Genomic DNA, 14,802 nt, shown 5'->3' with positions numbered 1-14,802 from the left:
GGGCAAGATGCCCACCCCACAGGAGAAGAGGGAAGGCGGAGGGCAAGATGCCCACCCCACAAGAGGTGTAGGTTAATTGGTTTGGGATTGGATTGGATTAGATTTCACCGATCGCGGTTTAAGGGGTTGGGCTGGATTTCCAGCGTAGATCATCATGGGCTGGAGCGATCGCCCAGTGACGCTACCCAAGCCTAACACAGCACCTGAACCGATCGTAACTCCTGCCCGACTACCGATCGGGCGGCTAACCAACTGCCAGTTTCAATATGAATCGGAGCGATGATCAGACTAAAATTCGGATCGCTCCAGTCATGGTTTCCAGTACATAGATAGACTCCCTGAGAGATGCAAACATGACTCTCGATCGTCACGGTAGCGAGATTATCAATCCAGGCATCTTCTCCCAGCCAGACGTAATCCCCAATGATTAACCGCCAGGGAAACTTCACTCGCACCCCTGGCTTAATTCGCACACTCTGGCCGATCGTGGCTCCAAAGGATCGCAACACCCACACCTTGAAGCCCGACATCGGCAACCCATAGCTCTGCACCAGGGGAGAGCCGATAAAATACCACAGTAGTTGCTTCCAGTAGGGTGCGCTGGGGGTGTAGTTGGTAGGCGTATAGCGATCGAGTTGCATGGGGAATTAAGCGATAAAATAAACGTACAGTCAAGGGATTTTAGTCCGGGCGATGACTCAAACAAAGCCAAGATTCAACAGCTTTGAGGAGTACCTGGTCTATGACGATGGTACTGAAAAACGCTATGAATTATTTAATGGAGAATTGATTGAAGTGCCGCCGGGTATCCGTACACAGGGTTAGCAAGGTAGTCAGGAGGATCGCTGTAGGTCGGGAAGCGGAAGTAAAGAAGGGGCAGGCAAGCCCCGACGCTTGGCATAGCAAGCATCGGTGAGATAATCGAGGACATGGCGATTTTGCCGCCGCAGCGTTGCTACAACCGTCATCATTCGTCCGACAAACAAACTGCCTGCCTCACTTTGGGAGCCATAGCTACAGCGTCGCCACAACACTGCTGGACGAATCGCCTGTTCTGCTGCATTATTGGTTGGCTCTACTCCAACGGTTGTGACGAATAACCATAAAGCAGGTTCTACTTTGAGTAACTGCTGACAGGTTCGCACCGTCTTTGCCAAAGGTGTCTTTTCTCTGGTCCCAATTGGGTAAGCCGCTCCTTCTTCCAACAGTGCTTTCACCCGTTGTCGAATGGGTGCTACGGCTTCTATCCATTGGGGGCGTGCTAAGGTTCCATCTCGCACCCGATGCCATAACTCAAATAATTTCTCTTGCTGTTGGAGAAGTTGCTCTCCCAAGGTCTGGCTCACCCCACCCCGTTCGGCAATTTTGGTGAAATCGCGTTTCAGATGCGCCCAACACAATTGTCGCCATTGCAAGTTTAACCAGTTGTAAGCACTGTAGCGGTCGCTGTTGACAATCCCAGCAAAATCAGTTCCTAAGATGCTTTGAGCGGTGGCTTGAGAGCGGCTTAACGCCACCTGGAAATAGCACACCAACGGGGTTACCATCACCCACAACCAGCCTCGCTTCCCCTTGCCATTGTTCCCATCGGCGTTACCCTGAGGCAAACTCGTTTCATCTATCCCAACAACGGGTTGCTGCTGCACATAGCGATGAACCGCTTCGACGGGTTGCTCAATCGCTTCACTCATCTGTTGCCGCAAGCGTCCGACACTGCCCACGGAGATGGGAATCTCAAACAATTCACTCAACAGCCGCACCACCATCCGGTGACTTTGACGATACTCTCCACTCAACAGTGCGACTAATGCACACAGCCTTTCCCCATAGCGACAACCATCCACAATCTCGCCATCATAGGCACGGCTGCTTACCCCACACTGGGGGCACTCCAACGCATGAAAGCGATGTTCCAAAACAATCGGTTGTAACGGTGGCAAATCTACGATCTGACACCGTTGCGGATTGGCATCTTTCCCTCTCAAGCGATGTCCACATTCGCAACACACCTCAGGGTAGTGATCCTCAATGCGCGTACATTGTTCCGGCGGGTAAAGTTCCTGCGAATGTCCCGGATGTCCCGGTTGTCCGCCTCGCGCTTTCCCACTTTTCTTTTCGGGGTAGCCTTGAATCCCTTCGGAGGGTCTTGCGAAGGCGGTTGCGAGGAGTTTTTGGAATTGCGCTGAATTTGCTCTTGTAACGCTTGCTGGCCTGCCTCTAATGCCTCAATACGCTCCAATAGACGCTGCACCAACTGCTTGACACTCTCCGGTGTGTTGGCCCAGTCCTCTGCTGAAATTTCGCTTAAAAAGGCATTCGGGGATTCCATGCGTTTTAGCCTAGCAGACTTACCCTCACATCGCTCACTCTTTCTGCTTTACCCTGTGTACGGATACGCCGCCGGAGTCGGGGGAAAATACTGCGATCGCCGTGTTTTTGCTGATCCAATTAGCCGCAATGATCGGTCATCTCCGGGTTAGACCGCTCAGAAAGGGATACACAGTTGCTTACAATGGCGAATTCTACCCACCCCAGCCCCTCCCAGGAGGGGATTTGAAGAGGAACTGCTTTGGCATCATGAGTGGTTGAACCGATGTTCCCCTCTTGGGAGGGGTTAGGGGTGGGTCAGTGATGCATCGGGCAAACCAAACCAGTGAAATTTACAATCTCATCCCATATCCCAAACTCAATCGATCGCCCCTCCAAACTCATTCCAAAATCCAAACAATCGATCGCCCCCACCCATTCCCACCTCCATGCAAAATCTGATCGCCTCATCCCCTCAAAAGTTACCCACATCCCAACAACCAGCAACCCCCGTTCACTTCTCTTCTCCTGACTCCTGACTCCTGGCTCCTCCTCACTCCTCACCCCTCTCTCCTCACTAAAAAAGATCGCACAGAATCTCTTCCATGCGATCGAATATCTCAGGCAAAGGTTTGATCGAAACAAATCAACCCGATCGTTCTGAGAGAGTGTTTTAAAAGCCTTGTGGTGAGTAACAAAACAGTATAGATCCCCCTAAATCCCCGGCTCGACTGAGCGTCGCCGAACGTCCTTCAAAAGGGGGACTTTGAATTCGCATCCCCAAAAGAGGGACTTTGAGTTTAGTTCCCCCCTTTGAAGGGTAGGGAAGATTCTTTAAGAAGAGAAAAACTGCTTGAATCCTGTAACACCGTTAGGCATCAGAGTAGGCGCAACGTAAAAATGCGGGTCTTGAGTTTTTTCTCTATCTAACAAATCAACCCTACCCTTTTGAAGGGGGGCTAGGCAGGGTTGTTTCATTTTCATCAGAGCAATTCTGAAAGGCTGATTCCTTCGCTTCCATTTGATTAACGCTTTGTGAGTGACAAACGAGGTTTTGGTACTTTCAGATTTTCTTCTTTGACAATGAAACAACCCTGCTTTTGAAGGGGGCTAGGGGGGATCAACAGGTGCTTAGAATCACCATAGACCACTTTGCAAACATCCTTCAGCAGAGGGGCAATCTGAGAGCGGATGGTTTGAGCCATAGCAACGAACGTCCAAACCAGAATAATCAGCCTTCAACCTCATCCGTTCTTCGGACTCAGCAACCTTGATTATCCTGATTAATCCATCCGTTGCCACATCTGCTTCAACTATGCCTCAACAAAGTGAACACACAACATTCCGTGCCGTCCTTCCCGTTGAGTGTGAGGAAGACAAGCGAGGTTAGGGAACAGATCACGTGATGTTGTTTAATTTCATTGAAATCAAAGTCAGGTAATGCACCTTACACGGTCAAATCAATCGTGTATCGTCTCGGATTTGAGGGTTCGATCGAGTATCAGGGAATTGAAGTGGTGATGCGGCCCCGTTGCCTCTAGCCGTTCCTATGCGATTTCTTAAGAGAATCTAATAGAAATAGTCGATAGTGAACCGTCTAGCTGTTTTAATCCCTATTTCCGAGACTTCACCTGAGTATAATCCACAGGATCGGCGATCGGGTATAGGGTGATACGGGAATTCACCGAAACTTAAATATTGGTAGCGACGGCAACCGTTTGTAAGGGCGAAGCATTTGCACTGAGATGTATTGCTCAAGATAATAATTTTTATGCAAATGCTTCGCCCCTACTACCCATGGAAATATCGCCCTCGATCGCCTGCTTGATCCAGACAACAACTCAGCTACCCTGCAAACCCTGGAACGCGCTGCCCTGGTTCTCGGCAAACGATTACGCATCGAATTGATCTAACGAATGGGGAACCTTTCGGCAATCTCCATAAAAAGTGGCTGAATACGCTTGATCTTTCCCAGGCGTATCCCTTATGCTGTTGCGATGCTGGTTTTTTCTCCCAGAACGAGCCAGTTTGCCAAACCCCGCTTAAGGTGAGGTGTGACGCTGATTAGGGAAGTAGCAAGCAACCCTAACCAGCTAACCTAACTCTCTGAATCCACCAGAGTGCAAGGCTGTTTGATTGTAGATCATTCCTGTTTGTGATGGGTCTGCGATCGGCAGTCTCGCTGATGCATGACGGAGCTTGGGGATAGTTTCTTGTAAACGCTTTCCCACACCTTAAGCCTTTCTTCCTACATTGATCAGCGAGGAACAGAATATGTCTTCAGAGTTCAACGAACTACTGCCCGTGGCGCAAGATGAGCGGGTGCAAATTTGGATTATCGGTACACGCGATCAGGTGATTTTCACCATGAACGAATTCTATGTGCGGCGGATAGCAACCGATCGAGTTCAATTCACCCCAATCATTCCCGCTCCCTTTGCGGCTGGGAAATACATGACCGTCCTGCTGCGATAATCTCTATTCCTGGAAAATTCTCACTGGAAAATCTTCAAACAGCAAGGGCGATTCACGAAAAATAAGGGCGATTCGTGAATCGCCCCTACCAGATTATCCATTGTCCTACCGTTCTTGTTTTGTTACACTAAAACACCACAAACTTGGTGCAAGATCATGCCCCCGATCGGAACCAATGGTAGCCATTCAGACATCATCTACCCCAGGAACAGACGATCGCCCTCCAGCTTCCTCCACTGCCCATGCCAGAGCCAAACCCAAACCCCTCCCTCTACGAGCAAGACTTCTACGCCTGGACCCAGCAACAGTCCCAGGCACTCCACCAACGTCAACTCTCACTCCTGGATTGGCAACATCTAGAAGAGGAAATTCAAGCATTGGGACGGCAGGAATATCGAGAACTCGTCAGCCGCCTGGCCGTATTAATTGGCCATCTCCTGAAATGGGAATATCAACCCGAACAGCGATCGCGCAGTTGGTTTTTAACCATTCGAGAACAACGACGAGCGATCCGGCGACATCTCCAGCAAAATCCCAGTTTAACTGCTCGACTCATCGCAGCCACCACCGACGGATACGAAGCAGGAGTCGATTTGGCCCTCCGAGAAACCAACCTTCCCCTACGAACCTTCCCCGATCGGTGTCCCTACCCCATCGAGAATCTACTCACCGACCCATTCCTGTGCGACACCAGCCAGGATTGGCAACCCTAAAACTCCTGTAGGACAAATTTCTCAAATTCCTGTGGGGTGGGCATCTTGCCCGCCCAGCCAGCCAAATTCTTGTGGGGTGGGCATCTTGCCCGCCCAGTCAACCAGGTAAACCGATCGCTCAGGACATTGAATCGACGAATCTATAATGCCTCTAATCCAGGAATGGTGGTTCGACGGGTAGGGGCGAAGCATTTGCGGCAAGATGCATTGCTTGAAACAAAAGTTTTCTACGCAAATACTTCGCCTCTACTGCATTGCCGAGTGAGCCTCAATCACCTCTCGGAAACTCGCCCCTGTCCGCCCCGTCGCCAACCACAGCACCGATCGCCCTCCATCCCGCACAATTCGTATCCAGGATTCCCTTGGTGAGCCTGTGGGAACAGTAACTGGAGTAAACGCAATCCCATTGGAACCCAGGACGATCGTTCCAATCACCCTGGCACGGGGCATATGGAAATCAGAAGTCACCACATACAAATGCTGAATTCCCTGCCGCCTGAAATCCGCCACCAGAGACGTAAAATTTGTCACCGTATCACTGGCGCGATAATCCAAATGCACGCGATCGTCCGCGATTCCCGCCGATCGAAAAATGGCACGCGAAATTTTGGGTGCCTCACCTGTAGACACCCAAACCTGTAAATCTGGATTGTGTTGGGCCAAATGCGCCCCAATTTCCTCCCGGTGGGCATCTCCCCCCAGCACCAGGATCGCCTCCGGTTGAGGAGCCTGCCGCACGGCAATGGATAACCGCAACGGAATCACACTCAGCCCGATCAGCAGAATGCTAATGACACCGATCGTCCCAACTCGCCAGAACCGCTTCAGCTTCATAGGATCAACACTCAATCGTCATTGATTACCTGACCGACTCAATGACTAGCCTAGCCCGAACCTGACGGAACACGCAGGCAAAAGGCGGAAGACAGAATCAAAATTCTCACATCCTTTATCGAGCCTTCATCCTTTTGCCTTTCGCTTCCTCAAGTCTAATTCGATCGCCGTGCTACACACATTAAAACCAGTGCGCCCTCTGCTGAATCGGGATCAACACCACTGAGACGCTGAGCAAACCGAATCTTCCACTCCGCTTGCCCTCGTTCCCCCAGTAAGGTTTCTCGACCAACTGTGCGGTTGTGGGGATAAAGATGCACTGTAAAACCCAGGGGAGTCAGGACACGCTGAAACAGCTCCGGCGTTACGCCATCTCCTGGTCTGTGATGGGCTTCCGTTGCCGTGCTCCAAAACTGCTCCTCAGTGGTGGAATGTCCGCCCCGTTTTAACATGCGATAGAGGGGTAAGCGAACCTTCCAGATCAGATCGGCGATCGGATTATCTCCCCACATCGTACGCTGCGGATCATGATCGATCACCAACAGTCCACCCGGACGAACCAGCCGCGCCCCTTCACGCAATGCCGCTTCCATATCATCACAGTGATGCAGGGTTGCATTCAATGTCACAATATCGGCAAACCCATCGATAAAGGGTAGCTGTTGAGCATCCGCTAAAACAGCCGTGTAACCTAATTCCTGAGCGATCTGCAATCCACCCTGGGATACGTCCACCCCGATCAGGGAATAGGGAACCCCACAGCGATCGTGCAAAGCTCGATAGACATTACCTGGCCCGCATCCAATGTCTACTACAATTTTGTCTTGCCAACTGCCAATCACCGCTTGCCATCGATCCTGAAAGGCTTCATCTTGATGACAGGCGGACAGGTAATTGCGGCTCCACTCTGGATGTCCAAAGTAGTAACGATTGGCTTGCAAAAATTGTGTTTGTCGTGAGTATTGAAACGTGAGAATTGTGCCATTCCAATGGCTGAATTGTGTAGATTCAGGCGAAACATATTGAGACAGAACATCTGTCATTTGAGTCAGCATCAGAGTATTACCTTAATCGCTGGATTGGTGGTGAACCACCCACTTTTCCTAATCCTCTAGCCGCTCACCATTGGGAACTATAGCAATTGATTTAGATACGACAGTGTTTACTTTTTATAGTATTGGGGCTTCCGAATGAAGTTCTTGAACGATCGAGGAACACGATTCCGCAAGAAAGTATCTGCTTGCAGGACTAAATCATTGAAGCGTTCATTGGGTCTCCCCCGGAAGGACGTGACGTGAGAGTAGTGCTGCGCGTCTGGAGGGATAGAAGAGAAATAATAGTTATTAATGCAGCAACGCTGTCCCTGATATTGAATTGGACTCACCGAATGCCAGGATGATCGGTTTGTAATCATAATCACCAACCGATTAAACCGACTATGGATGGTTCGACAGGTATGCTGCAATCCCTGATCCCAAAGCTCCAGGTTTCCACCATACCATTCTTGCCAGTCAGGTGTCACATAATACAACAAATTTAATGCACGGTACAGAGTTCGATCTTTGTTGTGGGAGTTGTCGAGATGGGGATTCAGATAGCACCCTTCATCCATGAGACTAATCCCACCCGCATACAGGTATTCATCGGGTAACAGTGCCTGTAGCCCTGTAATTTCTGAAACGATCGCAACAACTTTGGGATCTTGAAATGCATAAATGATTTCTTCCAGGATGGGATTCACCTGGTTCATTTGCATCGTGACGTGCTTGTATTCTCGCAAATCTTTCAGGAGCAACATCTCTGCTTTTGCGGGAAATGCTGCATAGATTGCCCTGGCATCGGATTCATCCAAAAGATTGTCTACATAACAGCAATTGATCCGATCGGGTAAGTGAAATTCTTGGCTTAATTGATCTTTGACCGTAAGTAATCTTTGATAAATTCGCTCAGCATACTGGTGTCTATTCTTTGGTAAGGCTTGAGAATTCGCCATAGGCTCCTTGAGGTTTCCGCGACGATCGATTGCTGCATCTATTTCCGGTATTCCACCAACGATCGATCGATCCGCACATTTTTCGCTTTTTCCTGCTTCTGTTCTGCCTCAATTAACCGAATCGCCAAAAGCAGCTCTGCCAGCATTCGCTGAAAGGCATAGTACCAGCCAATCCAACCATCCAAAATACCAGCTTTTAAAATCAAACAATAGAACAAAATTGCAAACGGAGCCAGAATTTTCTGCCGCCGAATGCGATCGCCCCAACTTAACTCCTCGTTAGGAGTTTCCAGTAGCTTCTTCACCTCAATCACCATATACCGATCCTGCGCCCAGAGCCACCGACTGAGTGGTTTGCGATCGTCGTGGTAGATCCAGGCAGATAGCTGCTGGGAGCCTCCTTCGACAGTCACTCGATGGGCGTGTCCATCATCTTGATAGGTTGCTTTTTCCCGTCGATAGAGGACTTGCCGAGATGGAAGTAGGGTGCCTCTCAAGGGTTTGCCGAAGACGCAGTATTTGAATGGTGCAAAGTATCCGTTGATTTGAGAATTTTCTGGCAGCGTTTTGATTTCTGCGATCAGTTCTTCACTCAGCACATAGTCTGCATCTAATGAAAGTACCCACTCTGTTGCAATTTTGGATAATCCGTAGTTGCATTGGCTGGCAAAGGAAACAAACTGGTGCTGAAATAGTTGAACCTGAGGATAGGCTTTGAGAATTTCCAGCGTAGCATCGGTGCTGAAGCTGTCGATCACCACGATCTGCTTTGCCCAGGTGAGTTTTTGAAGGGTGCGATCGAGGTTGGGGGCTTCATTATAGGTAAGAATGAGAGGAGTAATCTGATCAAGCATAATTTGGGAGGGGCTTTTTACTAAGGGTAGCTTGATAGACCTGAACGAGATTAGAGGCAATCCGGTTCCAGTTGTAGTACTCAAGTGTGAACTGACGTGCTCGATCGCCAATTTGTCTAATTTCTTGAGAGTTTGCTAAATACTGTTTAAGAGCAATTGCGACAGATGATGCTTCCAAATCGGCAACAGTTCCAAGTTGGTGTTTTTGTACGGTTGATGACAAAGCCACACCAGGAGTAACCACAACAGGTAAACCTGATGCTAGTGCTTCAAGTACTGCAATACCAAAGTTCTCTGAGTGAGATGTTAAAGCAAACAAATCCGAGCCTTGCAACAGTAAGCTTTTTAATTCCCCTTCTACAAAACCTGCACGGAGGGTGCGATCGTAAATTCTATTAGAAATTAACAATGATTCAACTTGAGCTTCATAGTCAGGATCACCACTTCCAGCCAATATAAAAGTGAACCGATGATCGACCAGTTTGCCTAGGGCAGGAATGAGATAATCAAGCCCTTTTTTAGGATGAAAGCGCGACAAAAAAAGAATGATCGGTTCATCAATCGGAAGATTGAAATGCCGACGCAGACGCTGATGAGCATCTGAGATAGGGGGCGGAAAGGAAAAGCCTAGCGGTAAAACAAAGCTAGAAGCATACAGCCGCAGGTTGGCAATTTCTTGCTGCTCTTGCTCTGAGGTGCAATGCAGAAACTGACAATGATTCAGATTGGCTCTTTCAATAAGAGTGAGATAAATTTGCTTTTTGCAAGCACCTTGCTGAAGCGACCATTCACAGAGCTGTCCAATGGGACGCACAATATAGGGAACTTGTTTTAGGCGAGCAATAACCATTGCCACAGTAGAAGGATATGAAAAGATCGCATGGACATGCACCAAGTCATAGTCTTGAATGTGGTTCCACAACCATGCGGTGAAGGCGCTAGAAAAGGCAAATTCTCGGAGTGATGCAATGGTCGGTGAAAAACGCGGAAAGAACCAAATCGGGACATCTTGATAAATAGACAGTTGGTTCAAGGGGACATCAAGTAATTCTGATCCGTTGTCATTTGTAGCAGCAATTTCTGCAGAAACACCAGACTCACGTAGTGCTTTTACCATTTCCACAATGGCCTGGCTTGGGCCTCCCCGCACAGGTCCAACAGAGGGAATAACATGCAAGACTTTCATTCAGCAATCTGTCTCCACCATTGTTGGAAAATTGCAAGGCTCCAGCGACGATACCAGGGCTTGAGGGGAATATTATTGGGACAAACTATTTCCTGGAAATAGTCTCGCCATTCGTTTTGTAACCATTGTTCGTAGGGAAAGAAGAAGCCCCGCTTTGGGCGATTCATAATCCAGGTGGGTAGTTCTGGAACAGCTTGAGTCAGCAGTTGTTTTCCAGGAGCAAGCCGTAACTGGCTTGGGATGCTGGCGATCGCTTCCAGCAATGCGCGATCCACTAGCGGTACCCGTAGCTCAAGTCCCCAAATCATGCTCATGACATCACTGTCGCGCAGGAGTTGATTGCGCATATAGCGACTGATTTCTAAAAAGCTGATTTCATCGGCAAGTGAGGGGAACGGATAGCGGCAACTATCATCAACCTGACGTCGAGGTTGATCCTGGTCTGGAAAATAGGTGTGAAGAAGCTGACAGGCTTCCTGGTGAGAGAATATGCCCCGGAAACTGCGATAGGCTGTCATGGTGGTAGGGGTTTGCTGCAGAAAATCGCCTAAACGTCGTATCTGGCTGGATTCGCTCCAGGCTTCTAGCCCTTTGCCTACTAAAGCTGGTAACGGTTGAAAATATTTCAAGGAGTGCCCCCAACTGACCATTCGAGGCACCTTTTGAAAGGACTGATAACCACTAAACAACTCATCGCCACCCAACCCAGATAACACCACTTTACTACCTGATTCACGGGCAAGTTGAGAGACGCAAAAGGTATTGAACCCATCAATACTGGGTTGATCGATGGCTGTTAAAAACTTGGGTAGGAGCGATCGTCCCAGATCGGCTGTAATCTTGTATTCAGTATGATTCGTCCCGAAATGGTTAGCGACTTTCTGCGCCAAATCGCCTTCGTTCCACTCTTCCTCTTCAAAGGCAATAGAGTAGGTATTTAATAAACCAGATTGAATTTGACGCGACAAGGCAACGACAGCACTAGAGTCAACCCCTCCGCTCAGAAATATGCCAACGGGTACATCACTAACGAAATGATGTTGAATTGAGTCGAGCAGAGCCTGCCGTACTATTGCAACTGCCTCAGATGCATCCATTGGCTGAGGTTTAAACTCAATCTGCCAATATTGGGACTGTTTCACCTCACCAGCCTGCCAGCGTAGCCAATGCCCTGCTTCTAGTGTGCGTACTCCCTCAATTAAGGTTTGTGGTTCAGGCACAGAACCCGTCGTCAAATATCCATAGAAGCCGCTAGAGGATAAACGCTTTTCAGGCAGTCCTGAAGCTAAAACGGCTCGAAGCTCGGAGGCAAACACGAACATTGCACCAGACTGCCAGTAATACAGGGGTTTAATTCCTAATGGATCACGGGCAATAAAGCAGGTTTTTTCCCAATCATCCCAAATGGCAAAGGCAAACATCCCCCTTAGCTGCTCAACGCAGCTTGTCCCCATGCGTTGATATAGCTTTAGGATAACTTCGGTATCAGTACGGGAAGCAAATTGCTCACCCTGCGCTTCTAATTGCGATCGCAACTCTTGAAAGTTGTAGATCTCACCATTAAAGGTGATCCAGTAGCGCTGATTGGCAGTAGACATAGGTTGATGTCCAGCCGCGCTCAGATCCAGAATTGATAGACGTGTATGAACCAGGACACTTTCGCACGTACTAGAGATATAAATTCCTTGATCATCTGGTCCTCGATGCTGTAAGGCGAGCTGCATCCGATCTGCCAAAACGTTTAGACGATCTGGATAGGGGTGAGTCGTTAAAATTCCTGCTATGCCACACATTGGGTTGATAGAAAATAGTGTTTAAGATAATGACTTAACGTATCTTGAAAGCGTTCAAAGCCAAAGTGTTCGATCGTTTTCTGGCGCAGAGCTTCGGGCTGGTAGAGTAGCGGGTTAGGATGGTGTTTTTGAAGAATTTGAATTAAGGTTTGGGCGATCGCCTTTTCGTTATCTGGATCAACCAGGACTCCTAATTCGCCGTGGCGCAGTGCATCAAGTGCTCCATCGCGGTTTCCAGCCAGGACAGGTTTACCACAAGCCATTGCCTCTAAATAAACAATACCGAAGCCTTCGCCTTTACTGGGCATGGCAAACACATTGCAAAGGTTGTAGTGATCTACCAGTTCTTCGTCTGGCACGTAGCCCACTAACGTTACACAATCTTGTAGGTTGAGTTGGGTGATCATCTGCTCTATTCGGTGGCGATCGTCGCCTTTACCAGCCAAAACATAATGGATATTTGGCAGCACTTGGCGGATTTGGGGTAAGGCCGCTAGCAGTTGATCATAACCTTTGTATTGCTCTGATCTGGAAAGACGGGCAATGGTTAGGATGATGGGTTGATCAGGTTTTAAGTTGTACTTTTTAAGTAAATGAGCTGGTTTGGCGGTAATGCGGAACCGCTCGGCATCAAAGGTATTGGGCAGGATATGAATTTTGTTGGCGTCAAGATTTTGTTCCTTGAGTAGACGATCGCGGGTATATTCGCTGACGGCTAAGATGCGATCGGCGTTGTGCAAGGACCATTGAAGGGAAGGACGTTGCACATTCCAGGCTTCAATTCCATGCGCAACGATCCAGTACGGAATCCCTTTGATTTGCTTGAGTTGATGGGCAACAGTTGTGAAATTTAAGTGGGTGGAAATCACTAACTCTGGAGATTGCCATAGCCCGTAGCTAAAAAGCTGAGTGGCAAAGGCAAGCGTGCGGAACCGTAAAGGATAGTGCCCTGCTCCAAAGAAATGTAAGGTTGAAGAATTCTGATAGTCTGAATGTCGATCGTGCTTCAGAAAAATGTTGTAGCTCCATTCAGGTTGGAGGGTGAGCAGGGCTTGCAGAAGAGCTGAAGAGTACTGCTGAATCCCTCCTTTTTCTTGAAAGAGACTCGGCATCCATATCTGGAGGTGATGGTGGCAAGAATGTTGCATTAAACTAGGTGACTTAGGTTAGGAGTCGAAGGCGTTGTCAGGATAGGAGGGCGATTGTTGGGACTTTTCTTTGAAAAGTACTCTGTTGATGAAATTGACAAACACAATTGAGGCCGCAACGGAAGCCGCAACCTCAGATAATGCCCCTCCGGGTTGCAGCATTCCCAAACCAGGTAAAAACCAGGTTGCAAACCCAGTCCAATTACCGCACAGCAGTTTGTATCCTGCTGTCATATCGAAGATGCGGACGGCCATACCAAATACTAAAAACCCCAAAATTACTCCCATTGCCCCGAAATTAATATAGAACTCCATGACTTGCCCAATCCCAACACTTGTGCCCTGAGCAAACTTAACCCCTGTGTACTGGGAAACTAGATTTCCACTACCGGCAACTGCGGGTTTACCAGGCCATAAAACTCGTGGTATGACCGCTGCTGCTGCAAACCACAACGTTTCACCCATGGCATAGTTTACCTTGTTGTCTTGCATGTAATGGACTGCTTGACCCACCAGTGTGTTTTGGTTCAGCCGGATATCAATAGCTTCTAAATGCTCCTGTTTGAAGGGATCAATAATCTCAAAACTGCGAAACGTTCCCAACGCCTGCTCAATTTTTGAGTCAAATTCATCTCCACCCCAAACGCTATCTCGAATATCATTACGATCGCGAAAATAGGTGACAAACACAGAAAGACCCAGAATAAATACTAACAGCCCTATTACTATCACTTTCCAGCGGGGACGATAAAAGCTAAACACGAAAATCAGAACAACGGTTGTTGCGGCTGCACCGTAACCAATGAAGCCCATTGTGACAACTGTAATAAGTGGAATAATGCAGGTAAACCCTATCCAGAGGAGAAATGTTTTTGTATCTCTCAGCAACCATGCCTTCCAGCAGGTAAGACATAGCCCCACCATGACAAGAGCAACACCAGAGGTTGAGACGGCAGTTAGTCCAGGAATTTTAGATAAAATAGGTGTAAGTACAGAAAAGAAAAATAAACCAACTGAAAGATAAGTTTTAGGAACCTTGAGATCGGGTTGCCGTGGTATATCTTGTAACCAGGAAGGTTGTAAACTTCTTAATAGCCAGGGAGCAAGAATTGCACTACCTAAGCCAAACCCAATTACGCCATACACGCTTTGTTTAAACCCAGCAGCGACGTTAGCGTAGGAAACGCCTGAGTGAATTAAATAAGCACTTTCTGGGTTATACCAGGGAAACGTATAGATTAACCCTCCAGCCCAATGAATCATTGTCAAGTTAAGTAAGTAGGCAAATGGTAAACCAGCACTAGGAGTTTTTGGGTTCCATTGGTTGCGAATTACAACAGCACAAACCACAACCCAGATCACCACCCACTTAATCAATTCTGACCGATCTTCCATACTCCTTTCCGTTAGGTTTGGTTAGTATCTTTGTACACATAACTGCGAAACCTCTAACAATGTCTACCTAGCTCGAAAGCTAGCATAGATTTGCCTTGCTAGCT

11 protein-coding genes and 4 pseudogenes are annotated in these 14,802 nt (G+C 48.2%); 4 read left to right on the top strand and 11 right to left on the bottom strand.

Annotated elements, in window-relative coordinates; translation table 11 throughout:
- Positions 1-72: 72 nt before the first annotated feature.
- Positions 73-641, bottom strand: a pseudogene (locus tag ACM1PF_RS03350) (WcaF family extracellular polysaccharide biosynthesis acetyltransferase).
- 52 nt (positions 642-693) lie between these two features.
- Between ACM1PF_RS03350 and ACM1PF_RS03345 the strand changes: the two are divergent.
- Positions 694-804: pseudogene (locus ACM1PF_RS03345) on the top strand (Uma2 family endonuclease); the annotation flags it as partial.
- A gap of 29 nt (positions 805-833) precedes the next feature.
- Here ACM1PF_RS03345 and tnpC read toward each other — a convergent pair.
- Positions 834-2,329 (bottom strand): annotated as a pseudogene (tnpC, locus tag ACM1PF_RS03340) (IS66 family transposase).
- A gap of 1,786 nt (positions 2,330-4,115) precedes the next feature.
- Between tnpC and ACM1PF_RS03335 the strand changes: the two are divergent.
- The 3 genes and pseudogenes from ACM1PF_RS03335 to ACM1PF_RS03325 form a co-directional block, all read left to right on the top strand.
- A pseudogene (locus tag ACM1PF_RS03335) lies at positions 4,116-4,220 on the top strand (Fis family transcriptional regulator); the annotation flags it as partial.
- 361 nt (positions 4,221-4,581) lie between these two features.
- The gene (locus ACM1PF_RS03330; protein ID WP_416672300.1) at positions 4,582-4,782 is read left to right on the top strand and encodes a hypothetical protein; all 201 of its coding nucleotides are present in this window, start codon (positions 4,582-4,584) and stop codon (positions 4,780-4,782) included.
- 242 nt (positions 4,783-5,024) lie between these two features.
- Positions 5,025-5,495: a DUF29 domain-containing protein gene (locus ACM1PF_RS03325; protein ID WP_416672299.1), complete on the top strand. Its 471-nt coding sequence runs from the start codon at positions 5,025-5,027 to the stop codon at positions 5,493-5,495.
- 21 nt (positions 5,496-5,516) lie between these two features.
- On the opposite strand, the gene ACM1PF_RS03320 is transcribed toward ACM1PF_RS03325, so the two are convergent.
- The 9 genes from ACM1PF_RS03320 to ACM1PF_RS03280 all read right to left on the bottom strand — a co-directional run bounded on the left by ACM1PF_RS03320 (position 5,517) and on the right by ACM1PF_RS03280 (position 14,698).
- The gene (locus tag ACM1PF_RS03320; RefSeq protein ID WP_416672297.1) at positions 5,517-5,696 is read right to left on the bottom strand and encodes a hypothetical protein; all 180 of its coding nucleotides are present in this window, start codon (positions 5,694-5,696) and stop codon (positions 5,517-5,519) included.
- Positions 5,697-5,741: 45 nt separating this feature from the next.
- Positions 5,742-6,329, bottom strand: a complete 588-nt coding sequence (locus ACM1PF_RS03315; protein ID WP_416672296.1) for a YdcF family protein — start codon at positions 6,327-6,329, stop codon at positions 5,742-5,744.
- Positions 6,330-6,484: 155 nt separating this feature from the next.
- The gene (locus ACM1PF_RS03310; RefSeq protein WP_416672294.1) at positions 6,485-7,384 is read right to left on the bottom strand and encodes a class I SAM-dependent methyltransferase; all 900 of its coding nucleotides are present in this window, start codon (positions 7,382-7,384) and stop codon (positions 6,485-6,487) included.
- 107 nt (positions 7,385-7,491) lie between these two features.
- Positions 7,492-8,322, bottom strand: a complete 831-nt coding sequence (locus ACM1PF_RS03305) for a 2OG-Fe(II) oxygenase (RefSeq protein ID WP_416672292.1) — start codon at positions 8,320-8,322, stop codon at positions 7,492-7,494.
- 38 nt (positions 8,323-8,360) lie between these two features.
- A complete protein-coding gene (locus tag ACM1PF_RS03300; RefSeq protein ID WP_416672291.1) occupies positions 8,361-9,176 on the bottom strand; it encodes a glycosyltransferase family 2 protein in 816 nt (271 codons plus the stop codon).
- Positions 9,169-10,362 carry a glycosyltransferase gene (locus ACM1PF_RS03295; protein ID WP_416672290.1) on the bottom strand — a complete coding sequence of 398 codons (1,194 nt, stop codon included), beginning with the start codon at positions 10,360-10,362 and terminating at the stop codon, positions 9,169-9,171. Before ACM1PF_RS03295 ends, ACM1PF_RS03300 begins: the two co-directional genes overlap by 8 nt.
- Positions 10,359-12,155, bottom strand: coding sequence for an asparagine synthase (glutamine-hydrolyzing) (gene asnB, locus ACM1PF_RS03290; RefSeq protein WP_416672288.1), 1,797 nt, complete (start codon positions 12,153-12,155; stop codon positions 10,359-10,361). Before asnB ends, ACM1PF_RS03295 begins: the two co-directional genes overlap by 4 nt.
- Positions 12,143-13,267 (bottom strand): glycosyltransferase, encoded by a 1,125-nt coding sequence (locus ACM1PF_RS03285; protein WP_416672286.1) that lies wholly within the window; start codon positions 13,265-13,267, stop codon positions 12,143-12,145. Before ACM1PF_RS03285 ends, asnB begins: the two co-directional genes overlap by 13 nt.
- 54 nt (positions 13,268-13,321) lie before the next feature.
- Positions 13,322-14,698: a hypothetical protein gene (locus tag ACM1PF_RS03280; protein WP_416672284.1), complete on the bottom strand. Its 1,377-nt coding sequence runs from the start codon at positions 14,696-14,698 to the stop codon at positions 13,322-13,324.
- Positions 14,699-14,802: the final 104 nt, after the last annotated feature.

This window comes from Egbenema bharatensis FJBBOT/2019 (genome assembly GCF_048077055.1).
Classification (GTDB): Bacteria; Cyanobacteriota; Cyanobacteriia; order Elainellales; family Elainellaceae; genus Egbenema; species Egbenema bharatensis.
The sequence above is the reverse complement of the archived record's forward strand: the minus strand, read 5'-3'. Positions and strand labels throughout refer to the sequence as shown.